At 67.6% G+C, this 23,720-nt stretch carries 21 protein-coding genes; 10 read left to right on the top strand and 11 right to left on the bottom strand.

What is annotated here, in order from left to right; translation table 11 throughout:
• Positions 1-18: 18 nt before the first annotated feature.
• On the bottom strand, positions 19-573 hold the full coding sequence (locus Q4F19_RS10280) for a hypothetical protein (RefSeq protein WP_303542228.1): 555 nt from the start codon (positions 571-573) through the stop codon (positions 19-21).
• 136 nt (positions 574-709) lie between these two features.
• Here Q4F19_RS10280 and eno point away from each other — a divergent pair, with 136 nt between their 5' ends.
• Both eno and Q4F19_RS10270 read left to right on the top strand, forming a co-directional pair.
• Positions 710-1,987, top strand: a complete 1,278-nt coding sequence (gene eno, locus Q4F19_RS10275; protein WP_303542226.1) for a phosphopyruvate hydratase — start codon at positions 710-712, stop codon at positions 1,985-1,987.
• A gap of 225 nt (positions 1,988-2,212) precedes the next feature.
• Entirely contained in the window at positions 2,213-2,854 is a 642-nt protein-coding gene (locus Q4F19_RS10270; protein WP_303542224.1) for an RBBP9/YdeN family alpha/beta hydrolase, read from the top strand.
• Here the strand turns inward: Q4F19_RS10270 and Q4F19_RS10265 are convergent.
• A complete protein-coding gene (locus Q4F19_RS10265) occupies positions 2,851-3,642 on the bottom strand; it encodes a LytTR family DNA-binding domain-containing protein (protein ID WP_303542222.1) in 792 nt (263 codons plus the stop codon). The genes Q4F19_RS10270 and Q4F19_RS10265 overlap by 4 nt on opposite strands.
• A 218-nt stretch (positions 3,643-3,860) precedes the next feature.
• Here Q4F19_RS10265 and Q4F19_RS10260 point away from each other — a divergent pair, with 218 nt between their 5' ends.
• From Q4F19_RS10260 to Q4F19_RS10250, 3 genes are all read left to right on the top strand, one after another.
• Entirely contained in the window at positions 3,861-4,847 is a 987-nt protein-coding gene (locus Q4F19_RS10260; protein WP_303542220.1) for a methyltransferase domain-containing protein, read from the top strand.
• A gap of 430 nt (positions 4,848-5,277) precedes the next feature.
• The gene (locus Q4F19_RS10255) at positions 5,278-7,173 is read left to right on the top strand and encodes a ribonucleoside-diphosphate reductase subunit alpha (RefSeq protein WP_303542219.1); all 1,896 of its coding nucleotides are present in this window, start codon (positions 5,278-5,280) and stop codon (positions 7,171-7,173) included.
• Between the two features lie 210 nt (positions 7,174-7,383).
• On the top strand, positions 7,384-9,237 hold the full coding sequence (locus Q4F19_RS10250) for a sensor domain-containing diguanylate cyclase (RefSeq protein ID WP_303542218.1): 1,854 nt from the start codon (positions 7,384-7,386) through the stop codon (positions 9,235-9,237).
• Between the two features lie 33 nt (positions 9,238-9,270).
• Here Q4F19_RS10250 and Q4F19_RS10245 read toward each other — a convergent pair whose 3' ends face one another.
• Entirely contained in the window at positions 9,271-9,576 is a 306-nt protein-coding gene (locus Q4F19_RS10245) for a hypothetical protein (RefSeq protein WP_303542217.1), read from the bottom strand.
• Positions 9,577-9,723: 147 nt separating this feature from the next.
• Between Q4F19_RS10245 and Q4F19_RS10240 the strand changes: the two genes are divergently transcribed.
• Positions 9,724-10,353 (top strand): YbhB/YbcL family Raf kinase inhibitor-like protein, encoded by a 630-nt coding sequence (locus tag Q4F19_RS10240; protein WP_303542215.1) that lies wholly within the window; start codon positions 9,724-9,726, stop codon positions 10,351-10,353.
• A gap of 118 nt (positions 10,354-10,471) precedes the next feature.
• Here the strand turns inward: Q4F19_RS10240 and Q4F19_RS10235 are convergent, their stop codons facing one another.
• From Q4F19_RS10235 to hrpB, 5 genes are all read right to left on the bottom strand, one after another.
• Entirely contained in the window at positions 10,472-13,186 is a 2,715-nt protein-coding gene (locus Q4F19_RS10235) for a M1 family metallopeptidase (protein ID WP_303542213.1), read from the bottom strand.
• Between the two features lie 123 nt (positions 13,187-13,309).
• Positions 13,310-13,549, bottom strand: a complete 240-nt coding sequence (locus Q4F19_RS10230) for a flagellar basal body-associated FliL family protein (protein WP_303542210.1) — start codon at positions 13,547-13,549, stop codon at positions 13,310-13,312.
• A 26-nt stretch (positions 13,550-13,575) separates the two neighbouring features.
• Positions 13,576-14,445: a class I SAM-dependent methyltransferase gene (locus Q4F19_RS10225; protein WP_303542208.1), complete on the bottom strand. Its 870-nt coding sequence runs from the start codon at positions 14,443-14,445 to the stop codon at positions 13,576-13,578.
• Positions 14,446-14,482: 37 nt separating this feature from the next.
• The gene (locus Q4F19_RS10220) at positions 14,483-14,782 is read right to left on the bottom strand and encodes an NADH dehydrogenase ubiquinone Fe-S protein 4 (protein WP_303542206.1); all 300 of its coding nucleotides are present in this window, start codon (positions 14,780-14,782) and stop codon (positions 14,483-14,485) included.
• Positions 14,783-14,813: 31 nt separating this feature from the next.
• The gene (gene hrpB / locus Q4F19_RS10215) at positions 14,814-17,339 is read right to left on the bottom strand and encodes an ATP-dependent helicase HrpB (RefSeq protein ID WP_303542204.1); all 2,526 of its coding nucleotides are present in this window, start codon (positions 17,337-17,339) and stop codon (positions 14,814-14,816) included.
• Positions 17,340-17,736: 397 nt separating this feature from the next.
• Between hrpB and Q4F19_RS10210 the strand changes: the two genes are divergently transcribed.
• Complete coding sequence (locus Q4F19_RS10210; protein ID WP_303542202.1) at positions 17,737-19,572, top strand: DUF885 domain-containing protein; 1,836 nt, start codon at positions 17,737-17,739, stop codon at positions 19,570-19,572.
• A gap of 4 nt (positions 19,573-19,576) precedes the next feature.
• Positions 19,577-20,155: a thymidine kinase gene (locus Q4F19_RS10205; RefSeq protein WP_303542200.1), complete on the top strand. Its 579-nt coding sequence runs from the start codon at positions 19,577-19,579 to the stop codon at positions 20,153-20,155.
• A 173-nt stretch (positions 20,156-20,328) separates the two neighbouring features.
• Here the strand turns inward: Q4F19_RS10205 and Q4F19_RS10200 are convergent, their stop codons facing one another.
• Together Q4F19_RS10200 and Q4F19_RS10195 are read right to left on the bottom strand one after the other, a co-directional pair.
• Positions 20,329-21,153: a class I SAM-dependent methyltransferase gene (locus Q4F19_RS10200; RefSeq protein WP_303542198.1), complete on the bottom strand. Its 825-nt coding sequence runs from the start codon at positions 21,151-21,153 to the stop codon at positions 20,329-20,331.
• A 3-nt stretch (positions 21,154-21,156) separates the two neighbouring features.
• Positions 21,157-22,167, bottom strand: a complete 1,011-nt coding sequence (locus Q4F19_RS10195) for a polyprenyl synthetase family protein (protein WP_303542196.1) — start codon at positions 22,165-22,167, stop codon at positions 21,157-21,159.
• Between the two features lie 98 nt (positions 22,168-22,265).
• On the opposite strand from Q4F19_RS10195, the gene Q4F19_RS10190 reads away from it, so the two are divergent.
• A complete protein-coding gene (locus tag Q4F19_RS10190; protein WP_303542194.1) occupies positions 22,266-22,550 on the top strand; it encodes a chorismate mutase in 285 nt (94 codons plus the stop codon).
• 127 nt (positions 22,551-22,677) lie between these two features.
• Entirely contained in the window at positions 22,678-23,178 is a 501-nt protein-coding gene (locus Q4F19_RS10185; RefSeq protein WP_303542193.1) for a GAF domain-containing protein, read from the top strand.
• Here the strand turns inward: Q4F19_RS10185 and Q4F19_RS10180 are convergent.
• A complete protein-coding gene (locus Q4F19_RS10180; RefSeq protein WP_303542191.1) occupies positions 23,175-23,717 on the bottom strand; it encodes an NUDIX hydrolase in 543 nt (180 codons plus the stop codon). The genes Q4F19_RS10185 and Q4F19_RS10180 overlap by 4 nt on opposite strands.
• Between the last annotated feature and the right edge of the window lie 3 nt (positions 23,718-23,720).

Genomic DNA, 23,720 nt, shown 5'->3' with positions numbered 1-23,720 from the left:
TCCCCCTCACCTGGTGCGTCAGGCCGAGGGTTCATCTTTGTCGGGCTTGGCCGTGTCGAGCCCGGCCTTGGCCAGCCGCGCGACGACGAAACCCAGCGCCGCCGCCGTGCCGACCGCGATCGCGGGCGCCTTGGCGACCATCTCGCGCGCATCGGTGAACAGATCGTCCACATCCTTGCCCTTCAGCGCATCGTTGAAGGAGGCGATGCCTTCGGCGGCGCGGCGGGCATAATCGCCATATTGGCTGCCGACCTTGCTATCGACCTGCCCGGCGGCATCGTTGATCATGCGGATGAAATCGTCGAGCGCGCCCGTCGTCCGGTCCTTGCCGAGCACGGCATATTCGCGTGCCCGGTCATAGCCCTGCGCCTTCACGTCCTCGAAGCGTTCGAAGAAGGCGCCGCGCGGGGCGTCGGCTCCGGCGGTCGAACCGTCCGTCGTATCCGACGCATCGGACGAAGCGTCGGTAGAGCTCGACGTTGCGGTCGTGCCGATATCGTCGTCGCCCAGCGAGCTGGCGCCGTTGATGACGTGATCGGTGCCTTCCGGCAGGGGCTTGTCGGCAGCGGCCATGGCTGATCTCCTTTTCGCGAACTCCAACACATGGCCGCGCAGCCGCGTTCCATGAGGGGCCCTCATTATTGCCCTTTTCGGGAGGCCCCGATAGAGCCCGCGGCAGCCCGCCAAACCGCCCGAAGGAACCTGCCAAATGACCGCGATCGTCGATGTCCACGCACGCACCGTGATCGATAGCCGGGGCAATCCCACGGTCGAGGTCGACGTCACGCTGGAAGATGGCAGCTTCGGCCGCGCCGCCGTTCCCTCGGGCGCCTCGACCGGCGCGCGCGAGGCGGTGGAGAAGCGCGACGGCGACAAGAGCCGCTGGCTCGGCAAGGGCGTCGAATCCGCGGTCGATGCGGTCAATGGCGAGATCGCCGAGGCGGTCGAGGGGCTCGAGGCCGAGGACCAGGGCGAGATCGACGGCATCATGATCGAGCTGGACGGGACCGAGAACAAGTCCCGCCTGGGCGCGAACGGCATTCTCGGCGTCAGCCTCGCGGTCGCCAAGGCGGCGGCCGAGGCGCGCGGGCTGCCGCTCTATCGCTATGTCGGCGGCGTCTCGGCGCATGTCCTGCCCACGCCGATGATGAACATCATCAATGGCGGCGCGCACGCCGACAATCCGATCGACTTCCAGGAATTCATGATCATGCCGCTGGGCAGCGACAGCCTGTTCGAAGCGGTCCGCTGCGGCGCGGAGATCTTCCACACGCTGAAGAAGGCGCTGCACGATCAGGGTCTGGCGACGGCGGTAGGCGACGAGGGCGGCTTCGCGCCGAACCTCGCCAGCCCCAGGGCCGCGCTCGATTTCATCATGCAATCGATCGAGAAAGCCGGCTACACGCCCGGCGAGGATGTCGCGATCGCGCTGGATTGCGCCGCATCCGAATTCTTCAAGGGCGGCGTCTATGATCTGGCCGGCGAGGGGCGCAAGCTCTCGTCCGCCGAGATGGTCGATTATCTCGCCGAGCTCTGCGCCGGCTATCCGATCGTCTCGATCGAGGACGGCATGGCCGAGGACGACTGGGCCGGCTGGAAGATCCTGACCGACCGGCTCGGCGACAAGATCCAGATCGTCGGCGACGATCTGTTCGTCACCAATCCCGCGATCCTCGCCGAGGGCATCTCGAAGGGCCTCGCCAATTCGCTGCTCGTGAAGGTCAACCAGATCGGCACCTTGTCGGAAACGCTGGCGGCGGTCTCGATGGCGCAGCAGGCGGGCTATACCGCGGTCATGTCGCACCGCTCGGGCGAGACCGAGGATTCGACGATCGCCGATCTCGCGGTCGCCACCAATTGCGGGCAGATCAAGACGGGCAGCCTCGCTCGATCGGACCGGCTCGCCAAATATAACCAGCTCATCCGCATCGAGGAGGAACTGGGCGCGGTCGGGCGCTATGCGGGGCGGGGCGCGCTGAAGATCTGAAAGCCTCTCCTTCCGTCATGCTGAACTTGTTTCAGCATCCATGAACCGACCTCGGCCACCCGCGCGCGGGTTGGAAGGGCAGGCCATGGATCCTGAAACAAGTTCAGGATGACGCCTGAACCTCGGGCGGGTCCACAAGCCGAACTGTGCCCCCATTAAGCCGCAATTCGTTGTCTGGCGTTCAGGTTCGGATATCATCGTGGCTCCCACCGTGGAGTCGCGACGATGATGTTCGAAGAAGATCTGCGCCGTTCCCCCACCTGCCTGATCGTGCCCGGCCTCGGCAATAGCGGCCCCGGCCATTGGCAGACATTGTGGGAGCAGGAGCGCGCCGATTGCAGGCGGGTTGAGCTCGGCTGCTGGGACACGCCCGTGCGGAATGTCTGGATCGGGCGGATCGATCAGGCGGTCCGCGCCGCGGGCGGCCCGGTGATCCTCGTCGCGCACAGCCTCGGCTGCATCGCGGTCGCCTGGTGGGCGGGGTTGCTCGGGCAGGACGTGACGAGCCGCGTCGCTGGTGCCTTGCTTGTCGCGCCGCCCGATGTCGATCGCTGCCGCTCGCCCGACGTGATCGCGCGCTTCGCGCCGACGCCACTCGCGCCCTTGCCGTTCCCCGCGCTCGTCGTCGCCTCGACCGACGATCCCTATTGCCGGCGCGATCGCGCCGCCGACATGGCCTCGGCCTGGCTCGCCGATCTCGTCCTGCTCGACGATCTGGGGCATATCAACGCCGGCTCCGGGCTCGGCCGGTGGAGCGAAGGGCAGGCGCTGCTCGATCGGCTGATGGAAGGCGATGTCCGCCGCCGCGCGACCGCGCGCGCGCCGATCGTGCGGATGGTGCTCCCCAAGCATGCCACGATGCGCTAGCCGGCGATCTCCTGCCGGCCATCGAGCCAGCCACGCGTGCGCAGATCGGCGATCCGGTTGCGCGCGACGGGCACTTCCAGTCCGTTTGCCAGCTTGAGCCGCACCGAGCGGCCGTCCTCGACGACATCGCGCACCGCATCGCGCGCGACCCACCAGGAGCGGTGGACCTGGAGCCCGCGCTCGGGCCCGATCTGATCGATCGCCTCGCGCAAAGTCGCCAGCTGCAACCAGGATCGCTGATGCGCGTGGATGCGGACGTGATGGTCCTCCATCTGCAGGCACAACGCGCTTTCCAGCAGATGATCGGGCAGGCGGTGAGTGACGTCCGCCGACGGCGGCGATTCGGCTATCGGCGGTAAAGGCCTCTCGCCGCCGTAAAGACGCGTTTCCAGCCACAGGGCGCCGGCGGCGACGGGGAGAGCGATGACGACCGTCTGGCCATACCATTCCAGCGCCCGCATGCCCGAGGCGCGAACCGGCCAGAACAGATGCCCGCCCGCCGCCGCCAAGGCCGCCACGGGCACCGCGCCGGCCAGCGCAATCACGACGAAGGCGAAAGGCAGGGGGAAACCGCGCGCCGGGCCGATCACGGCGGCCGCCGCCACGCACGGCCACAGCAGCAAGGTGCCGCCCACGAACAGCCCCGTCCAATAGACGGTGCGCGTGAACATGTTGGCGGGATAGCTTCCGAACGGGCCGATGATGCCGAGCAGGAGCCCCAGTGCGAGCGCCCATCCCAGCAGCCTGGCCCAACGGTCCGGCCTCCCCAGCAGGTCCGAAAGGGTCATGCCCGGATTATGCGGATTGCCGCCGTAATCGGCAAGAACCGTTCGCCCATTCGCCCATTCACGAAGGACCGGTCGCGCGGCTGCGCCTCTCACCGCACCAAGCACAAATGGCTTTCGTCGATCTGCTGCATCTGCTGCCCCTGCGCCGAAAGCTTGCGCCTCGTCAGCTCCGGCAGGTGAGGATCGGTAGCGGGGATCGCGCGAGGCTTGCCGCTGCGATGAGTCTGCTTAATCCGCGCGATCAGCCCAATCTCAACGCGCTCAGCATCGCGACGTGCAACCTTGATATCCTGGCTCTCAACATCAAGGCGTTGGGATACGAACTGGCGCGGACACTCGCGGCAGGGTTACCCGCGCCCCCCACAACAGAGCCATGCCGGATCGGCCTCCGGCCCAAACTTGCGACGCAGGCCGATATCGAGAGCGACTGGGCAGGGCACTGGCATGCCGAACTGGCTATTCCGCGGCTTTACCATCGCAAGGGTTGGGAATGGTCGTTCCTGCTCCAGGCGCTTCATGAGGCCAACCTGCTTCGGCATGATGCCCGGGGTCTCGGCTTCGGGTGCGGCGGTGAACCAATGGCCAGCTTTTTCGCGAGCCGCGACATTGCCACGCTCATTACCGACCTTGCACCCGAGGATCGGCGCGTCGCCGGCTGGACCGCTGCGGGGCAGCACGCCGCCAGCCTCGATCACGCTTATCATCCGCACCTCGTCGATCGTGCGCGCTTCGATCGCCTGGTCCGGTTCCGGCCGATGGACATGAACGCAATCCATGACGATCTTGCCGGTTTCGATTTCTGCTGGTCGCTCTGCGCGTTCGAACATCTGGGCTCGATCGAGCAGGGCATCGATTTCGTCGAGCGCTCGCTAGAGCCATTACGGCCGGGCGGGTTGGCCGTCCACACGACGGAGTTCAACGTCAATCCGCTCGGACCGACGATCGACAATTGGCCGACCGTGATGTTCCAGCAGCGGCATATCAACGGGCTTGTCGAGCGACTTCGCGCGCGCGGCCATCATGTCGAGGCAGTCGATTTTGATCCGGGGAATGGTTTGCTCGATCGCTTCGTCGATTTGCCACCGTGGCGCGATGGCACGCTCGAGTTGATCAGTCGTGGGCTTGGCGAGCCGCAGCATATGAAGGTGGCGATCGACGGTTTCGTCTGTACGTCGATCGGTCTCATCATTCGCAAGGCGGACTGAGCTCATATCGTATCGTCGCCGAAGCCAACAGGTGCCGGTAAAGACAGCAGAATCTTGCCACCGCCGGGCGGAAAGCCGCGTGCGAACAAGACGTTAACGAGCAGCCCACGGGACTTCGGATCGGCTTTGCGCACTTTTCGCTAAGCCGTCGAATTCGCTCGGCTCACCCCGCGTCAAGCCTGAGAGTTTTCCGAAACGGAAATTTCGGCCTTGCGCGGTGAATCCGGCAATGACACAATCCGTGGTGTCGATGCCTGACGGCCGGCACCAGATTGAGTTTCTCCGGGGCGATCACCATATCGGATCCGGCGCGCCGTTCCCGTTTTAGGTGGGGATGAATGGGGTCGCGTGACTCGTCAGTGCCGCCTGCGGGCCTATGATCGGGGCAGCCACCCCGAGTCGAACGGACAGAGAACGGCGGGGGCAGGCGATGGATCTCTTGAGCGGCAACGAAGGACACGTGAACGACATGGCGACTCTGCTCGAGCCCGAGGCGAAGACCGCCGCTGCCGTCGATGGCGAGCGGGGCCCCCGCGCGCCCTATCCGGTCGAGGTCGATCATAGCCGCGACGCGCTCCTGACCGATTTCGGCAAGGAGACGCTCAAGGATCGCTATCTCCTGCCGGGCGAAGGCTATCAGGATCTCTTCGTCCGCGTCGCCTCGGCTTATGCCGACGATGCCGCGCACGCGCAGCGCATCTACGATTATATCTCGAGATTGTGGTTCATGCCCGCGACGCCGGTGCTGTCGAATGGCGGCACCGGGCGCGGACTGCCCATCTCCTGCTTCCTCAATTCGGTCGACGACAGCCTCAACGGCATCGTCGACACGTGGAACGAGAATGTCTGGCTTGCCTCGCGCGGCGGCGGCATCGGCACCTATTGGGGCCAGGTGCGCGGCATCGGCGAGCCGGTCGGGCTCAACGGCAAGACCAGCGGCATCATCCCGTTCGTGCGCGTGATGGACAGCCTGACGCTCGCGATCAGCCAGGGCTCGCTGCGGCGTGGCTCGGCCGCGGTCTATCTCGACGTCTCGCATCCCGAGATCGAGGAGTTCCTCGAGATCCGGAAGCCCTCGGGCGATTTCAACCGCAAGGCGCTCAACCTGCACCACGGCGTGCTGCTGACCGACGAGTTCATGGAAGCCGTCCGCAATGGCGACAGCTTCGATCTCAAGAGCCCCAAGGACGGATCGAAGCGCGGCGAGGTCGATGCCCGTTCGCTCTTCCAGAAGCTCGTCGAGACTCGGCTGGCGACGGGCGAGCCCTATATCGTGTTCCAGGACACGGTGAACCGAACGATGCCCGCCTTCCAGCGCGACGTGGGCCTCAAGGTCTCGACGTCGAACCTGTGCTGCGAGATCACGCTCCCGACCGGGCGCGACCAGCACGGCAAGGATCGCACCGCGGTCTGCTGCCTCTCGTCGCTCAATCTGGAGACGTGGGATCAGTGGAACGGCGACAAGCTCTTCATCGAGGACGTGATGCGCTTCCTCGACAATGTGCTGGACGATTTCATCGAGCGCGCCGAGCCGGGCATGGAGCGCGCCGCTTATTCCGCCTCGCGCGAGCGATCGGTCGGGCTCGGCGTGATGGGCTTCCATTCCTTCCTGCAGGCGCGCGGACTGCCGTTTGAAGGTGCGATGGCGAAGAGCTGGAATCTTCGCATCTTCAAGCATTTGCAGGCGCATGTTAACGAGGCTTCGATGGCGCTCGCGATCGAGCGCGGGCCGTGCCCGGACGCCGCCGACATGGGCGTGATGGAGCGTTTCTCGTGCAAGACCGCGATCGCGCCGACCGCGTCGATCAGCATCATCACCGGCGGCACCTCGGCCTGCATCGAGCCGATCCCGGCCAATATCTACACGCACAAGACGCTGTCGGGCAGCTTCTCGGTCAAGAATCCGTATCTCGAGAAACTGCTGTCCGAGAAATCGAAGAATTCGGATGCGGTGTGGAACACGATCCTAGAGAAGGGCGGCTCGGTCCAGCATCTCGATTTCCTGAGCGCGGACGAGAAGGACACGTTCAAGACGAGCTTCGAGATCGATCAGCGCTGGCTGCTCGAGCTGGCCGGCGATCGCGCGCCGTTCATCGATCAGGCGCAGTCGCTGAACCTGTTCATCCCCGCCGATGTCGAGAAGTGGGATCTGCTGATGCTCCACTTCCGTGCGTGGGAGCTGGGCATCAAGTCGCTTTATTATCTTCGCTCGAAGTCGATCCAGCGCGCCGGTTTCGCCGGTGGCGTCGAGGCCGACAACACGCCCGATCTCAAGCAGATCGAGCTGGAAGCCAAGGATTATGACGAATGCCTCGCCTGCCAGTGATCGCCTGGATCACCGGCATGGCGCGCGGGAGCTTCGTCCGGCGGTGATCGGCGGCGTATCGCGCCTCCCGATGGCGCCCGCCCAAAACAGCGATCCCCGTTAGTGGGGCTCCTCGGCCGTCGCCGGCGACCGAACGATGGCGCGTATTGCGGAGCGCGCGATCCGGCGATCATTGTCGACGCCTTAACGCTTCGCGCTTATCCGCCCGACATGGCTGCGACACCCGCATTGGCGAACGAGGACCGTGCGGGCGCGTTTGCGAAGGCGACGCTGGTCGGCATCGTCTATTTCTGCGCCGCCAGCTTCAGCCTGATGCTGAGCCAGGGACCCTATGGCTTCGCGCCGCTCTGGCCCGCCAATGCGATCCTGCTCGCGGCGATCCTGCGCGGCGGTCGTCGCGCGCGGCGCTACCTGGTCGCAGGGCTGGTCGCGAGCCTCGCCGCGAATCATTGGGCGGGCGGCAGCTGGCCGGTCTGCGCGGGGTTCACGGCCGCCAATCTGATCGAGCCGATCCTCGCCCGCCGTCTGCTGCGGCCGATATTTCCGCGCGCCGGCCTCTCGGATATTTCGGGCAAGGGACTGACCCTGTTCTGCGTCGTCGCGGCGACGGCCGCGGCGGTCAGCGCGACGGTGGCGACGCTGTTCGCGCCGGGCTCTCCTTCGATCTTCTTCGCCTCGTGGTTCCTCGCCGACTTCCTCGGCATGCTGATCATCACGCCGATCACCATCGTCGTCGCCGATGTGGTGCGGAGCGATCCCTGGCGGCGGATGGCCGGCGTTCCGCGCAGGCGGGCGATCGAGGCCGTCTCGCTGCTGCTGATGGTCACGTTGGTCACGCTCCTCGTTTTCGGCCAGTCCACCTATCCGCTGCTGTTTCTGCCGCTCGCGGTGATGATGCCGGTCGTTGTCCGGCTCGGTACGGTCGGCGCATCGGCGAGCGTGCTCGTGATTGCCGTGATCGCCGCGACCACCACCGGGCTCGGCACCGGCCCGGTCGTGACGATCGCGATGACCCGGCTGCAGGACGCCTTCTTCGTCCAGGTCTATCTGTTCGTCCTTTATGCCGCCTCGCTGCCGACGGCGGCCCTGCTCGGCGCGCAGCGCCGCCTGCTGGAGGAGTTGCGCGAGAATAACCGCCTGCTGAACCTGGCCGAGGCGGCGGCGCAGCTCGGCCACTGGCGGCTCACGGTCGGCGAGCAGATATTGTTCTGGTCGGCCGAGACGTATCGCATCCACGGCTGGGACCCGGCCGGCCCGTCGCCGACCCTGGCCGATGCGCTGGCGGTCTATGCCGAGGACGATCGCGCGCGCATCCAGGCGCTCGTCGAGACGGCGCTGGCGGACGGGCTGCCTTACGAATTCCGCTCGCGCATCTGCCGCCGCGACGGCGTGGTCCGCCACGTCTCGTCACGCGGCGAGATCGATCGCGGCCCGGATGGCGAGATCATCGCGCTGTTCGGCATGATCCAGGACGTGACCGTCCAGTCGGAACAGGAAAGCGCGCTCGATTATGCCCGCATCGCCGCCGAGGAATCCGCCGCCGCCGCGCGGGTCGCGTCGGAAACCGATTCGCTGACCGGGCTCGCCAATCGCCGGCAATTGCTGATCGTGCTGGAACGCGCGCGCGAACTCGCGGGCGAGAAGCGCCAGGCGCTGGCGGTCGCGATCCTCGACATCGATCATTTCAAGCGCGTCAACGACACGTACGGCCATGTCGTCGGCGATCGCGTTCTGCAGCGCGTCGCGCAGGCGGCGATGTCGGCGCTGCGGGGGACCGACATGATCGGGCGCTTCGGCGGCGAGGAATTCATCATCGTCCTGCCCAACGCCTCGCTCGACGTCGCCGAGACGATCGCGGATCGCGTCCGTGCCGCGATCGCGGCCGATGCGATCGACAGCTTCGGCGACTGGCCGACCGTCACCGCCAGCCTGGGTGTCGCCGGCTGGCAGCCGGGCGAGACGCTGACCGGCCTGCTCCAGCGGGCGGACGAGGCGCTCTACGATGCCAAGCGCGGCGGGCGGAACATGGTCTGCTGCGCGCGCGGGCGCGTCGAGGCCGACTGAACCGGGCCGAAGCCGGGCGTCAGTTGTGCTGGCTCAGCTGCGCTCGACCGCGAACAGCGTGACGCCCTGATATTTCTCGCTGCCCGGATCGAAGATCGTCTGCGGCACGAACGCACGATTGGCGACGGCCAGATCCTGCAGCCCGGCCAGCTTGAACGTGCCGATCTTGATTTCCTTGGGCGGCTGCCCGTCGCGCTCGATCGTCACCGCATCGACATAGAGTTCGTCGTGGCGCGTATAGAGGATATGGGGCGCGAGGCGGACCTTCACGCGATTATAGGTGGCCTCGACGCACTGCTTGAGGGCGATGGCCTGGAGGACGAGAGCATTTTGGGACATGCTCTCTTTTACCCCGGGGAGGCTTAACGATTCAAGCGACTCGCTGCGTCGCAGCATGGGCCTGCGATGAACCGTGCCGGCGCTTCGCGTCAGGCGGCGGACATTCCGGAGGCCTTCGCGGGTTCTGCTCATCGAACGGAGGCGCATATGCTCGAACATATTCCCAGCTGGATCGGCGGATTGCTGAGCAATATCCGCGCGGGTCATGCCCGACTGGTCATCGTCGATCCCGGCCTCGCTCTGGGGGATGCGACGATCGATCTGTCGAGCCCGGCCTTCGCCTCCGGCGCGCGTCTGCCCGAGCGATTCACCGCCGATGGCGCGGGCGTCTCGCCACCGCTGGTGTGGGGCGATGTGCCGCCCGGCACCGCGAGTCTCGCTTTGATCGTCGAGGATCCCGATGCGCCCGCGACTCACCCGCTGACGCATGCGATCATCTGGGATCTGCCGCCGGACGAACGGCGGCTGGCCGAAGGCGCGATCGTCGCGGACGGGGCAGGCAGCGCGGACGGACGCGACGTCGGCCGCAATTCCTATCTGCGCGAAGGCTGGCTGCCGCCCGATCCGCCCAACGGCCATGGTAGCCACGATTATGTGTTCCAGCTCTTCGCTCTGTCGGAGACGCCAGACATCGGCGCCAATCCCGGCCGATCGGGCTTCCTGCGCGCGATCGAGGGGCGGATCCTTGGCGCGGGGCTGCTCGTCGGCACCTATTCGCGCGGCGAACAGGAGCCGATCAGGGGTTATGAACTGCCTGGCGATGCCGCGCTGGCGTGATCGACGCGGTTCGTCATCCTGAACTTGTTTCAGGATCCATGGACCGACATCTCCGCCGGCGGGACGGTTGAGAAGGCAGGTAATGGATCCTGAAACGAGTTCAGGATGACGCCGTGGCTTAACCGGCCACCGCTGCCTTCAGCGCCGCCGCGATCTCGTCAGCCTTGGCGTCCTTCAGCACGCCGCAATGGCGGATCTCCTCGACCGTGCGCGCGAATTCGAGTTCGCCTGCACCCATCGCCTTCACCTTCGGCCCGAGCTTGGCCTGGATGTCCGCGGCGCGCTCCGCCGAACATTGCGTGCCGAGCACCTGCGGCAGCCGGCTCGTGATGAAGATGCCGTTGCCCGCGGCGATCGTGTCGTAATTGGCGAGCAGCCATTCGGCGGTCACGTCGCGCGTCTCGCGCGTCGTCGCGAGCAAAGTGATCAGGTTGATCCGCTCGGTCGGGCGCAGCCGCTTGTCGGCGAGGCCGAACACCCAGCGCGCGATCGCCGGATCGCCCGACAGCGCGATCGCGTTCAGCGCGCGCGGGCGGAACACCGCATCCTCGCTCGTCAGCGCGCGCTCCAGCATCGTCTTGGCCGCGGGCAATCCGCCCTTCTGGACGGTAAGGGCGAGCATCGGCGCGAGGAACGCCTGGTCGATCGCCTGCATGTTGCCCGCAAAATAGGCGTCGCTGGCGGCAAGCAGTTTCGCCCGGACATCTGCGTCCTGCGCGGTCAGAGCCAGCATCCGCACCAGATCCTGGCGGAGTTTCTGCCGGTCGGGATCGTCGGACTTGTGAGCGCCCGCCGCCGGATCGAAGCCGATCTGCGCGAGCATCGGGCCGTAGATCGTGCTGATCAGCCGGCGATAATCGGGCAGCGAGGCATCGTCGATGAGCCCCGTCGCGCGCAGACCGGCCAGGCGCAGCCCGCCATCGACCGCGACGTTCGAATCCTTGGCCGTCGCCATCGTCTTGGCGGCGGTGATGAGCGTCGCCGCATCGGCCTTGCCCGCGCGGAACGCGGCCCACAGGCTGTCGTCGGCGGCGAGTGCCTCGCCCGCGGGCAAGGTCGGGCCGGCGGCGATGAGCGTCTTCCAATCGTCTGGCGAGAGCGTGAAGCGATAATAGCCCGCACCGCCGGCATTGGGCATGATCGCGCCCGGGCCCGCCGCGCCGATCGCCATGCTGGTCTTATCGAGCAGGCTGCAGGTCCGCTTCTCGCCGACGCGCACGCACAGCGGGATCGTCCAGGTCAAAGGCTTGGGGCTCGAGCCCAGGAACGCGTAGCGCGACTGGCTCGCCACCAATTGCCCGCCCTCTCGCCGGATATCGACGACGGGCACGCCCTGCTGATCGACGAAGCTCTTGAGCGCGGGAAGCACGCGCGGATCGTGCGCGGCATCGGCCAAAGCCTGGAAGAATTCATCCGAGGTCGCATTGCCGTAACGGTGCCGCGAAAGGTGCAGGCGCACGCCGTCGCGAAATTCCTCGTCGCCCAGATAGGAGGCGATCATCGCCACGACCTGGCCACCCTTGCCATAGGTGATTGAATCGAAGGCGCTGTCGATCTGGCTGTTCTCGGCGATGATCTGGTGGATCGGCCGGCCGACCTCCAGCGCGTCGGTGTCCATCGCCGACAGCGCCTCGTCGATCGCGCCGACGCCGATATTGAGCTCGGGCCGCCACTCGTTGCCGATGCGATAGCCCATCCAGTTGGCGAAGCTCTCGTTGAGCCAGATATCGTCCCACCAGGCCGGCGTGACGAGATCGCCGAACCATTGATGCGACAGCTCGTGCGCGACGATCATGCCGAAATTCTGCTTGCGGCGCGTCGTCGCATTGCCGTCGATCAGGATGATGTCGTCGCCATAGATGTCGGCGCCCGCATTCTCCATCGCGCCGGGCATCACCGGCGATCCGATCTGGTCGAGCTTCGGGAAGGGGAAGGGCTGGCCGAAATATTTCTCGAGCAGCTCGACGATGCGCGGGCTCTCGGCGATCGCATAATCGAGCTTGCCCGCTTGCGCCTTGGTCGCGACGATCCGGAGCGGCAGCGGCGCGGTGCGCGCGCCGACCGGCGGGGCATTGCCCTCGGCAGTAATGTACGGCCCGGCCATCAGCGCGACGAGATAGGTCGGCAGCGGCAAGGTCGGCTGGAAATGGTGGACGTCGAGCGCGGTCGGCACGGGCAGCTTGTGCGCGCGCGCATATTGGGCGGCGGCGGATCGGGGATCGACCTTGATGCGGGTTACGTCGGTCTCGGGCGCGTTGCTCACCGCCTTGTCGCCGGCCTTGGTCGTGATCGAAACCGTGAACGGCGTCTTGAAGCCGGGTTCGTCGAACGAGGGGAAGGTGCCGCGCGCGTCGATCGATTCGAACTGCGTCCAGCTATACCAGTCCGTGCCGACCTTGACGCGATAGAGGCTCGACGGGCTGTCGCCGATCGCAGCGTCATAATCGAAGGCGAGGGTCGCGCGACCCGCAGGCAGGGGCGCCGCGAAATCGAGTCGCGCGGTGCCGGTCTTGTCGACCTGCGCCCATTTGGCGGGGATCGTCTTGCCGCCGACGATCGCCCGGGCGCCCGCCATCGTCAGGTCGCGGCCGTGCAGATAGAGGCTCTTGGTCTCGGCCTTCACCGTCACGTCGATCTCGGCATGGCCGGAAAAGCGGGGCTGATCGGGCAGGATCGTCAGGTCGAGCCGATAGGCGATCGGCCGCGCCTGATCGGGGAGCTTGCCCTTGGGCGCGCTGGCATCGGCGACGATCCCGGTCTCGGCGGCGTGCGCTGCCGTCGCGATGGCGAGTGGCGAGGCGAAGGCGAGGGCGGCAAGCAGGGTGGCGCGCAAGAGGCTCTCCGGAGAAAGTGTGTTGCTCGCCTAATACGATCGGCGGCCTCGCCCGGCAAGCGCCCCGCACACACGAAAACGGGCGCCGCATCGCGACGCCCGTCCGTAGTAGCGTGCGGTCGGTTACTTGCTGTCGGTCGCCGCGCTGCCGACCTTGTCGGCGGCCGAGCTCACGCTGGTCGCCGCGCCGGTGACCGCATTGTCGCGGGCATTCTGCGAGCCTGCGCGCGAGAATAGGTAGAAACCGCCGATGACGACGGCGAGCAGCAGGACGATCGCGATCAGGATCGTGCCGCCGCTGCCCTTCTTCTCGATGATGGTCGTGCCGCCGGCTGGGGTGCGCGTGGTTTCGGTATCGGCCATGATGAACTCTCCACTGATGTGGCGGCTCAATCCCCGGTGACGCCGATCAGTTCCGCTCCGGCCGTTTCAGGCGGCGGATCCGGGCGCGCTATTGCGGGCTTTTCGCCGATCAGCGTGCCCTTGCTGCCGCCGCCGGCGAGGCGGAAGCGCATGTCGGGCCAGGCCCGGCGCCAGCGCCGCGCGACGATCCGTTCGCCCGGCCGCGCCGCATCGTCGAGCAGGATGCGCCCGCCCGGCGCGATCCGATCGAACAGGCTCTCCGCACCGCCGCGCACGAAGGGGTGGATCGCCCAGGGCGGTCCGTCGATCAGCAGCAGGTCGATCGTCTCCGGCAGGCCGTCCGCCTCGTACCAGTCGCCCGGCCATCCGGGGATGGTGCGCGTCAGCGGCGCGTGCCGCACGTCCGCCGCCAATCCGCGTTCGCACAGCCACGTCCGCACCGCCGCGACGAAGGGCGCATGCTGATCGTAGCTGATCAGCCGGCCGCCGCCGTGCAAAGCCAGCGCGCGGGCGCAGACGAGCGTCGAGGCGCCCGCGCCGAGCTCGACGACGGTTGCCGGCCGCAGCGTCTCGACCGCATCGACGATCCGGTGAAGGAAGCCCGCATCGGCCTTCCAGCTGCCCATCCGCGGCAGCGCATCCAGCGGCCAGCCGAGCCGTGCAGCGAGCCGTTCGCGAGCGGCGCGGCTGCCGCCGTGCAGGCTGCGCAGCAGCCACGGCCAGCCGATCGCGCCGAACAGCATGCGATAGGCGAAGGCGCTGATCGAACCGCCGCGCGGGCGATCGGGCCGCGGATCGCGCACGGCGAGCAGGCCGGTCGGCGCAAAAGCCGAGATCGATCCCGACGAGATGAAGCTGCGGGCGTGGAGGAAGCTCGTCAGGATCGCCAGCTTCATGCGCGGCCGCTCCTCTCGATGGGCGCCGCGTCAGGCCTCAGGCGATGTCCGGGCCCTTGAAATTGTCGGCATAGGTCTGGAGCTTCAGCGTCCGCCCGCTCGCCACGCCGCTGACGTGGAAGGCGAGTCCGTTGCGCGTCGCATAGGCCTTGGCCGCATCGAGCGTCGGGAAGCCGAGCCGTATCTGATCGCGCGTATCGCCCGATCCCGCCCAGCCCGTGAGCGGATCGGGGCTCTTCGCCTCGGCCGGCTCATATTCGAGGATCCAGGCGCCCTCATTGGCACGACCGGACTGCATGCTGCTCTTTACGCGCGGGTGGATGCGGGCTTCGACCATGTCCGACGCCCTATCGCGGCGCGTGGCCGCGTCAAGAGCCGCCGTCACGAACCTGGGCGCGCTTCGTGCGCAAAGTCGGCGCGGCGCCTGCGGGATCGTCGGGCCAGGGGTGGCGGGGGTAGCGGCCGCGCATTTCCTTGGCGACCGCCGCCCAGCTGCCCGCCCAGAAGCCGGGCAGATCCTTCGTCGTCTGGATCGGCCGGCCGGCGGGCGAGGTCAGACGCAGCGTCAGCGGGGTGGTGCCGATCATCGGATGGCGCGCGAGGCCGAACACTTCCTGCACGCGCAGCTCCACCGCCGGGCCGCCCTCGGCGGCGTAATCGATCGCGTGGCGGTTCCCGAGCGGCGAGGTGAAGTGGCCGGGGGCAGTGGCATCCAGCGCGCTCTTGCCCGCCCAGCCGAGCAGATTTTCTAGCGCCTGATGCAGGTCCGACGGCGCCACGTCGCCGGGCTTGCGGCGGCCCGCGACGAGCGCCGGCAGCCATTCGTCGAGCCGCGCGAGCAGCGCCTGATCGGACAGGTCCACCGCCGCGCCGGCATAAGCGGCGCGCTGGCGCAGCGCGCTCGCGGCGGAGCCCCAGGGGAGCAGCGCGACCCCGAATTCGCGCACCGCTGCGATCAGCGCCGCTTCGATTTCTGCACGATCGGGATCGGGATCGACCCCGCCCGACAGCCGCACCGCGCCGAGCCTGCGCTCGCGCGTCGCGACGATCCCGCCCGTCGATTTGTCGAACCGCACCTCGCGCTTGGTCACGATCCGCTCGGCGAACAGTCCTTCGATCACCGCCTGTTCGATCGGCGCGGCGGAGAGGATCCGCGCGCCCGACGCCGCGCCGTGCGTCTCGGCCACCGCCAGCCACTCGGCGCGCGCGAGCGACGAGGCCGTATCGAGCCGGAACCCGCGTCCGCCGGCCGAAAGCCAGTCGGCCCCGTCGCCACCCCGCCGCCGCGCGATGCGATCGGGGAAAGCCAGCGCGACGCACGCGCCGACGTCTCCCTCCCCCCTCCCTGAAAGGGAGGGGTTGGGGGTGGGTTGGCCGGAGGCGGGTGATGCGCCCTGCCGAGAGGAACCCACCCCTCGATCCCCTCCCTGCGGGCAGGGAGGGGAGGCAAGACGTGCCCACCGCTCGGCGAGCTTGCGCCCGCCATCGGCGCGCGGTCCGCGTTCGCTCCACCAGCGGCGCAGGCGCACCTCCAGATCGGGATCGCTCCCGCCCAGCCCCTGTTCGGACAGCAACACCGCGACCTCGGCCGCGGTCCGCGCCATGCCCTGCTCGCCGGCGCGCACCAGCATATGCCCGAGGCGCGGGCCCACCGGCAGCGCCGCGACCTGCTTGCCATGCGCGGTCGGCCGTCCGTCCGCATCGATCAGCCCGAACCCCGCCAGTCGCGCCCGCGCCTCGGTGACGGCGGCGTCGGGCGGAGGATCGATCCACTTGAGGCGCGCCGGATCGCTGACCCCCCACAATCCGCAGGCGAGCAGCAGCCCGGACAGGTCCGCCTCCAGCATTTCGGGCGGATCGTGCGCGGGGAAGCCGGCAAGCGCGGCCTGCTCCCACAGGCGATAGACGATGCCCGGCCCCTGCCGACCGGCGCGGCCCGCGCGCTGCGTTGCCGCCGCGCGGCTGACCCGCTCGGTGACGAGCCGGGTCAGCCCCGCGGATCGGTCGTAGCGCGGGCGTCGGGCGAGCCCTGAATCGACGACGATGCGGACTCCGTCGATCGTCAGGCTCGTCTCGGCGATCGCGGTGGAGAGGACGAGCTTGCGGCGACCGTCCTTCTCCGGCTGGATCGCGGCGCGCTGCGCGGCAGGCTCGGCACTACCCGACAGCAGATGCAGCGCGATGTCGGCGGGCAGTCCTTCCAGCCGCTCGGCGGTCCGCCTGATTTCGGCGACGCCGGGCAGGAAGGCGAGGATGCCACCCTCGCGCTCGGCCAAAGCGCGGCGGATCGCACTCGCCATATCGTCCTCGATCCGCGCGCCGCCCCGGCCGAGATGGACATGCTCGATGGGAAAGCTGCGCCCCTCGCTCTCGATCACCGGCGCCTCGCCCAGCAGCCGCGAGAAGCGCGCGCCGTCGAGCGTCGCCGACATCGCCACGATCCGCAGATCGGGCCGCAGCGCCTCCTGCGCGTCCAGCGCCAGCGCGAGCCCGAAATCGCCGTCGAGGCTGCGCTCATGCACCTCGTCGAACAGCACCGCCGATATGCCGCGCAGCTCGGGATCGCTCTGGATCATCTGGACGAAGATGCCCTGCGTGATCGCCAGCACGCGCGTCGCCGCGCTCTGCTTGCTGTCGAGCCGCGTCGCATAGCCGATCCGCCCGCCGATCGCCTCGCCGGCATTGGCGGCGATCCGCTCCGCCGCCGCGCGCACCGCGAGGCGGCGCGGGCCGAGCAGCAGCACGCGGCCCGTGCACCAAGGACGATCGAGCAGAGCCGGGGCGACCGCGGTGGTCTTGCCTGCGCCGGGCGGGGCGACGAGCACGGCGTTCGCGCGCGCGTCGAGCGCGGCGAGCAGGTCGGGCAGCACGGAAAGGATCGGCAGATCGGCCATCCCCCTGCCTTTAGGCCAGTGTTGGCGGAGGATGGAATGCAGTTCGTCCCTCTCCAGCGAAGCGGGGGAGGAACAGACGTCCGCAACCGTTTCTCCGCAAAGCCCTTTGCAATGTAGGATTTGCCGTGACATCTGGGCTGTCCGCTTGCCCCTTTCGGAGTCGGACGCCATGCCCCCTTGCCCGTCGATCCCACCGCTTCGGTCGCTCGCGCGCCGCGACGCACGCCGGCCGGGAGACGCGACTTTTCGTGGCGATCGCCCCCGAAGACCCCGGGATGGGGGGTGACGTAGTGTCAACTTTGTCAACTTCCGCGGCGTGTGACCGCCGCCTCCAGCCGCGCTCGACGCTCGTCAGCCGCCGTCCGACGCGCTAGCCTCGCGCCAAAGGGAGACCGAAATGCACGATCTGACGAGGCGCGAGCTTCTGGCCGCCGGCGTCGCTGGCGCAGCGCTGATGGCGATGTCCGCCTGGGCGCAGGCGCCGGGCGGCGACGCGGCGGCGGAGGCGTTGCTCGCGAAGACCGCGCAGGAGCTGCTCGCGCTCTATCCGGAGAATGCGAGCTATTACGGGCTCGACAAGGGGGCGGGTGCCGCGCTCAAGTCGCAGCTGGCCGACAAGTCGATCGCCGCCGAGAAGAGCCGTGCCGCCTGGGCCGCGCGCCGCCTGGCGGAGCTGAAGGCGGTCGATCGCACGGCGCTCTCGCCCAAGACCGCGCTGGATGTCGATGTCGCGCAGACCGCGTTCGATCTCGCCGTGCAGGGCTGGCGCTTCCCGTTCGGCGAGATGGGCGTGCTCAACGGGCAGAACAGCTTCCGCAATTCGCCTTATGTCACCTCGCAGCTGTGCGGCGCGTTCGTCGACCAGCCCGATTTCCTCGACAGCCGTCACGTCGTCGAGACCGCCGCCGATGCGGACGCCTATCTCGCCCGTCTCGACGCCTATGCCGGCGAACTTGCCGCCGAGAATGTGCGCATCGCCGCGGATACGGCGCGGGGCATCATGCTGCCCGATTTTCTGCTCGACATCACGATCGGCCAGATTGCCGGCGCGCGCGCCGTGCCGGTCGCGCAGCAGGGCCTCGTCCGCTCGCTCGCCGATCGAGCCGCCAAGGCTGGGCTGACAAGCGATTATGCGGGCCGCGCGGCGGCGATCGTACGTGATCACGTGACCCCCGCGCTCGACGGCCAGCTCGCGGTGCTGAGAGACGCGCGCGCTAAGGCGACGTCCGACGCCGGCGTCTGGAAGTTCAAGGACGGCCCCGCCTGGTATGCGTGGGCGCTGCGCTTCGCGACGACGAACGATCGCACGCCCGATGAAATCCACGCGCTCGGCCAGGCGCAGGTCAAGGAATTGCAGGCGCGGATGGACGTGATCCTGCGCAAGCAGGGGCTGACGCAGGGCAGCGTCGGCGAACGGATGACCGCGCTCGGCAAGCGCCCCGACCAGCTCTTCGCCAATGACGACAAGGGCCGTGCCGAACTGCTCGCCTTCCTCAACGGCCGCATCGCCGACGTGCGTACCCGCCTGCCGCGCGCCTTCGGCACGCTCGTGAAGGGCAATCTCCTGATCAAGCGCGTACCCCCCTCGATCCAGGACGGCGCGCCTAACGGCTATGCCGCGGCAGGCTCGATCGACGGCAGCCAGCCGGGCAATTATTATATCAACCTGAAGGATACAGGCATCTGGCCGCGCTTCTCGCTGCCGACGCTCTGTTTCCACGAGGGTATTCCCGGTCATGTCTGGGCGGGCGAATATGCCAACCGGCTGCCGCTGATCCGCACCTATCTGAGCTTCAACGCCTATTCCGAAGGCTGGGCGCTCTATGCCGAGCAGCTGTCGAGTGAACTGGGCGTCTATGAGGGCGATCCGCTGGGCGAGCTGGGCTATCTCCAGTCGATCGCCTTCCGCGCCTGCCGGCTCGTCGTCGATACCGGCATCCACGCTAAGCGCTGGACGCCGGGGCAGGCGGTTGACTGGTTCCAGGCCAATACGGGCATGTCGCGCGCGCAGCTCGTCAGCGAGGTCAATCGCTATTGCGCGATGCCGGCGCAGGCGTGCGGCTACAAGATGGGGCACAACGAGATCATCCGCCTGCGCGAGAAAGCGAAAGCGGGGCTGGGCAGTCGGTTCGATCTGCGCGCGTTCGATGATATCGTCGTCGGCTCGGGCAATACGCCGCTGACTTTGCTCGAGCGCGTCGTCGACGGCTATATCGCGAAGGCGCGCGGCTGATCGCATGGCCAAGCTCTATTTCTATTATTCGTCGATGAACGCGGGCAAATCGACCAACCTGCTGCAGGCGAGCTTCAACTATCGCGAGCGCGGCATGCAGACGATGCTGTGGACCGCCGCGATCGACACGCGCTACCGCGCGGGCGTCGTCACCTCGCGGATCGGGCTGGAGGCGGAGGCGGACATCTTCGCGCCGGACACCGATCTGCGCGCGGCGATCGAGGCGCGCCACCGGGCGGGGCCGCTCGCCTGCGTGCTGATCGATGAGGCGCAGTTCCTGACGCGCGATCAGGTGCTGGCGCTGTGCGGCCTGTGCGACGAACTGGACATTCCCGTGCTGGCGTATGGCCTGCGCACCGATTTCCAGGGCGAGCTGTTCGAAGGCAGCCGCTATCTGCTCGCGCTCGCCGACACGCTCAGCGAGATCAAGGCGGTGTGCGAATGCGGCCGCAAGGCGACGATGAACCTGCGGGTGGACGGGGAGGGCCGCCCGGTGCGCGAGGGCGACCAGACCGAGATCGGCGGCAATGATCGCTATGTGGCCCTGTGCCGGCGGCATTTCATGGCGGCGATGCGGGGCTAGGGGGTAGAGGGGGCGATCTCTCCTCCGCTCTTCCTGAGGAGGGACTGAGCTTCGTGAAGGCCCGTCTCGAAGGACCCTCAACGTTGCACGCGTCCTTCGAGACGCCATTTCGACTTCGCTCAATGGCTTCTCAGGATGAGCGGGGTAAGGGGCGCGGTAGAGAGGCTGGGCCTCTATCTCCCCAGCACCAGCCCGAAGCTCGTCATCTCATACCCCCGAAACAGCAGCTTCACATGACCATCGTCACTATAAGGCGGCAGGTCCACATGCCGGTCTACCGCACCCGCGCCGCGGCTCCAGTTCACGGTCGCGCCGAAGCCCTTCGCCGCCGCGCGATCGAAGATGCGCTGGAGGTCGCGCCGCCGATACAGCACCGTCGCGCCGCGCCGCCGCGTCCGCCACGTATCGTTCAGGTTATGCTCGGTCGTGTGCACCGCGAGCCCGCCTGGCTTCAGGCAATCGAGCGCCGCGATCACGAAATCCTCGCCGGCCTTCAGCGTACCGAGATGCTCGAATGCGCAGGACGAGAAGACCAGGTCGTAATCGCGCAGATGTCCGGGGATTGCGCGCATGTCGACCGGTTCGTGGCGGACGTTCGCGGCGAAGAGATCGGGATCGCAGATGCCGCGATCGTTGAGCGCCTGCAGGTCCGGCGCATGCTGGCTGGTCTTGATCCAGGCGCCGGCCGCCGCCGCCTCCGGCGCGAGATCGGTCGCGGTCACCTCCACGCCGTGCGCGGCGAGTACCGCCGTCAGCGGATCGAAGCCGACGCCGAAGCCGAGCGCGCGCACGCCGGGCCGGAGCAGCCCGCGGCTTTCCAGCACGCGCAGGATATAGACGAATTCCCACTGCTTGCGGTGCGTGCGCGCCGGCTCGCGGATCGCATCGGCCCAGCGCGCATAGTCCGGCTCGGCGAATTGCGCGGCGGTGCAGGCCTGCGAGACGGGCGCGGCCAGCGTCGGCTCGCCCGCTGCCTCGTGGAGAACGGCCCCCGACACGGCTTAGTAAGCGCGCGCCACCGCGAATTCGACGGCCTCGATCAATGCCGCGCGCGCCGCGCCGGTGCCGAGCCCGGCCAGCGAGTCGATCGCAAGCTGCCCATAATGGCGGGCACGCGCCTGCGTGTCGGCGATCGCATTCGTCGCCTCCAGAAGCTGCATCGCCAGCGCGAGATCCGCGTCGCTCGTGCGCCGGCCTTCCATCGCCTCGCGCCAGAATTTGCGATCGGCCTCGCTGCCGCGCGCATGCGCGAGGATGACGGGGAGGGTGACCTTGCCGTCGCGGAAATCGTCGCCCGCGTCCTTGCCCATCGTCGCCTCGTCAGAGGCATAATCGATCGCATCGTCGACGAGCTGGAAAGCGATGCCGAGATTACGGCCGTAGGAATCGAGCGCTTCCTCGACCGCCTCGTCGCGCTCGGCGACGACCGCGGCGATGCGGCAGGCGGCCGCGAAGAGCGCGGCGGTCTTGGCGCCGATGATGTCGAGATAGCGCGCTTCGCTCGTCGCGATCTGGCGCTGCGCGGTGAGCTGGTTGACCTCGCCCTCGGCGATCACGGCGGAGGCGTTGGAGAGGATGCGCAGCACGCGCAGCGATCCGTCCTCGACCATCAGCTCGAAGGCGCGGCTGAACAGGAAATCGCCGACGAGCACGCTCGCCGGATTGCCCCAGATGAGATTGGCGGTGCGCCGCCCGCGCCGCGTGTTCGATCCGTCGACGACATCGTCGTGCAGGAGCGTGGCGGTGTGGATGAACTCGACCGCGGCCGCCAGTTTGTGGTGCCGCGCGCCCTGATAATCGAGCAGCCGGGCGCAGGCCAAGGTCAGCATCGGCCGCATCCGTTTGCCGCCGCCCGCGATCAGATGACCGGCGAGCTCGGGGATGAGCGGCACGTCCGACTGCATCCGCGTCAAGATGACCGAATTGACGTTGTGCATGTCGGCAGAGACCAGCTTCATCATCGGATCGAGCGACGCGGGCTGGTTGCGGCGGAGGGGAGTGACCTGTCCCATAGACCCTGCCCTTGGAGCCGCGGGACGGCAAAGGCAACAGCGCGTGCTTGCGCTCGGGGCGGCGCGATCACAAAAGGCGGCGGACCGAGGAGACAAAAGTGAGCGACGCCCAGCTCGACGCCTATCGCCAGAGCATCGACAATATCGACACCGCTTTGATCTGCCTGCTCGCCGAGCGTTTCAAGGTGACGCAGGCGGTGGGCCATTACAAGGCGAAGGCCGGACTGCCGCCCGCCGATCCGTCGCGCGAGGCCGAGCAGATCGAACGGCTGCGCACGCTCGCCAAATCAGCACAGCTGGATCCCGATTTTTCGGAGAAATTCCTTCGTTTCATTATCGACGAAGTCATCCGCCATCATGAACGCGTGCGAGAACAGGTCTGACGAACCGCAGGATATCTTGAAAAACAGTGGCCTTTTTACTGTGCTAACAAGATGTAAATCTGGTTCCATCTCGAAATAAGAGCATTTGGTCTTACAATGCGCGAAAACCCTGTGCTAGCAATCCGGGATGGCTGCTGCCGCGAATCGCGAGCCCTTATCGCCCCCCGCCTTCGAGGCCGAACGCCAGCGCGCTGTCGATAGCAGCGGCTTGCTGCGTGGCTGGGCGGCAAGCGATCTGCAGCGGATCGTCGAGCGCGCTGCCAAGATCTTCAAGGCGCCGATCGCGGCCATTTCGATCATCGATCAGCAGCGGCAATGGTTCGCTGCGGGGCAGGGCTTCGGCACGGACGAGACGCCGCGTAGCCAATCCTTCTGCGCACATGCGATCCACCGGCCCGGCGAACCAATGGTCGTGACCGATGCGGCAAAGGATCCGCGTTTCTCCGACAATCCCCTTGTGACCGACAATCCGGGTATCCGCTTCTATGCGGGCGTGCCTCTGGTGGATCGGATGGGCTATGCGCTCGGTGCGCTGTGCATCGTCGATACCAAGCCGCGTGACGAGCCGGAAAACCTGATCGAGCTGACCCTGCTCGCGCACGAGGCGGAGCGGGCGCTCAAGCGCTAGCCGAGCAGGCCGGGGCCGAGCAGGGCGAGCAGCTTCACGTCCATATAATAGCCTTCGGTACGTTTGGCGGCGAGGAAGTCTGCGATGCCGGCGATCGGCACGCGGTGGACGACGATATCCTCGCCATCGACGCCGCCGCCGGGGCCGATCTTCTCCAGACCGTGCGCGCGGACCAACGTGAAGGTCTCGGAGACCATGCCGGGCGAGGAGGCGAAGCGCCCGATGATCTCGATCCGCGCGGCGCGATAGCCGGTCTCTTCCTCCAGCTCGCGCGCGGCGGCGACGTCGATCGCCTCGCCCGCGGTCTCGTCTCCGACGAGGCCTGCGGGAAGCTCTATGCAGCGCGCGCCGAGCGGCACGCGCGGCTGATCGACGAGCAGAACGTGGCGCCCGTCCGCACCTTCATCGATCGCGAGGATCACCGCGGCATGAATGCCGCGCGCGCGGCCGACATATTCCCAACGGCCCTGTCGTTTCGCGACGATGAACTTGCCGGTCCACATCGTCTCGACCGGCTGGTCGCTGTCGGGGAAATCCATGCG

The sequence above is a fragment of the Sphingomonas natans genome, assembly GCF_030546695.1.
GTDB classification, from domain to species: Bacteria; Pseudomonadota; Alphaproteobacteria; order Sphingomonadales; family Sphingomonadaceae; genus Sphingomonas_I; species Sphingomonas_I natans.
Note: the sequence above shows the minus strand (reverse complement) of the source record. Positions and strands in the feature narration are given on the sequence as shown.

Coding starts and splice junctions, on each gene's coding strand:
- Q4F19_RS10280 (WP_303542228.1), bottom strand. CDS start 573: ATGGCCGCTGCCGACAAGCCCCTGCCGGAAGGCACCGATCACGTCATC.
- eno (WP_303542226.1), top strand. CDS start 710: ATGACCGCGATCGTCGATGTCCACGCACGCACCGTGATCGATAGCCGG.
- Q4F19_RS10270 (WP_303542224.1), top strand. CDS start 2,213: ATGATGTTCGAAGAAGATCTGCGCCGTTCCCCCACCTGCCTGATCGTG.
- Q4F19_RS10265 (WP_303542222.1), bottom strand. CDS start 3,642: ATGACCCTTTCGGACCTGCTGGGGAGGCCGGACCGTTGGGCCAGGCTG.
- Q4F19_RS10260 (WP_303542220.1), top strand. CDS start 3,861: ATGAGTCTGCTTAATCCGCGCGATCAGCCCAATCTCAACGCGCTCAGC.
- Q4F19_RS10255 (WP_303542219.1), top strand. CDS start 5,278: ATGGATCTCTTGAGCGGCAACGAAGGACACGTGAACGACATGGCGACT.
- Q4F19_RS10250 (WP_303542218.1), top strand. CDS start 7,384: ATGGCTGCGACACCCGCATTGGCGAACGAGGACCGTGCGGGCGCGTTT.
- Q4F19_RS10245 (WP_303542217.1), bottom strand. CDS start 9,576: ATGTCCCAAAATGCTCTCGTCCTCCAGGCCATCGCCCTCAAGCAGTGC.
- Q4F19_RS10240 (WP_303542215.1), top strand. CDS start 9,724: ATGCTCGAACATATTCCCAGCTGGATCGGCGGATTGCTGAGCAATATC.
- Q4F19_RS10230 (WP_303542210.1), bottom strand. CDS start 13,549: ATGGCCGATACCGAAACCACGCGCACCCCAGCCGGCGGCACGACCATC.
- Q4F19_RS10225 (WP_303542208.1), bottom strand. CDS start 14,445: ATGAAGCTGGCGATCCTGACGAGCTTCCTCCACGCCCGCAGCTTCATC.
- Q4F19_RS10220 (WP_303542206.1), bottom strand. CDS start 14,782: ATGGTCGAAGCCCGCATCCACCCGCGCGTAAAGAGCAGCATGCAGTCC.
- hrpB (WP_303542204.1), bottom strand. CDS start 17,339: ATGGCCGATCTGCCGATCCTTTCCGTGCTGCCCGACCTGCTCGCCGCG.
- Q4F19_RS10210 (WP_303542202.1), top strand. CDS start 17,737: ATGCACGATCTGACGAGGCGCGAGCTTCTGGCCGCCGGCGTCGCTGGC.
- Q4F19_RS10205 (WP_303542200.1), top strand. CDS start 19,577: ATGGCCAAGCTCTATTTCTATTATTCGTCGATGAACGCGGGCAAATCG.
- Q4F19_RS10195 (WP_303542196.1), bottom strand. CDS start 22,167: ATGGGACAGGTCACTCCCCTCCGCCGCAACCAGCCCGCGTCGCTCGAT.
- Q4F19_RS10185 (WP_303542193.1), top strand. CDS start 22,678: ATGGCTGCTGCCGCGAATCGCGAGCCCTTATCGCCCCCCGCCTTCGAG.
- Q4F19_RS10180 (WP_303542191.1), bottom strand. CDS start 23,717: ATGGATTTCCCCGACAGCGACCAGCCGGTCGAGACGATGTGGACCGGC.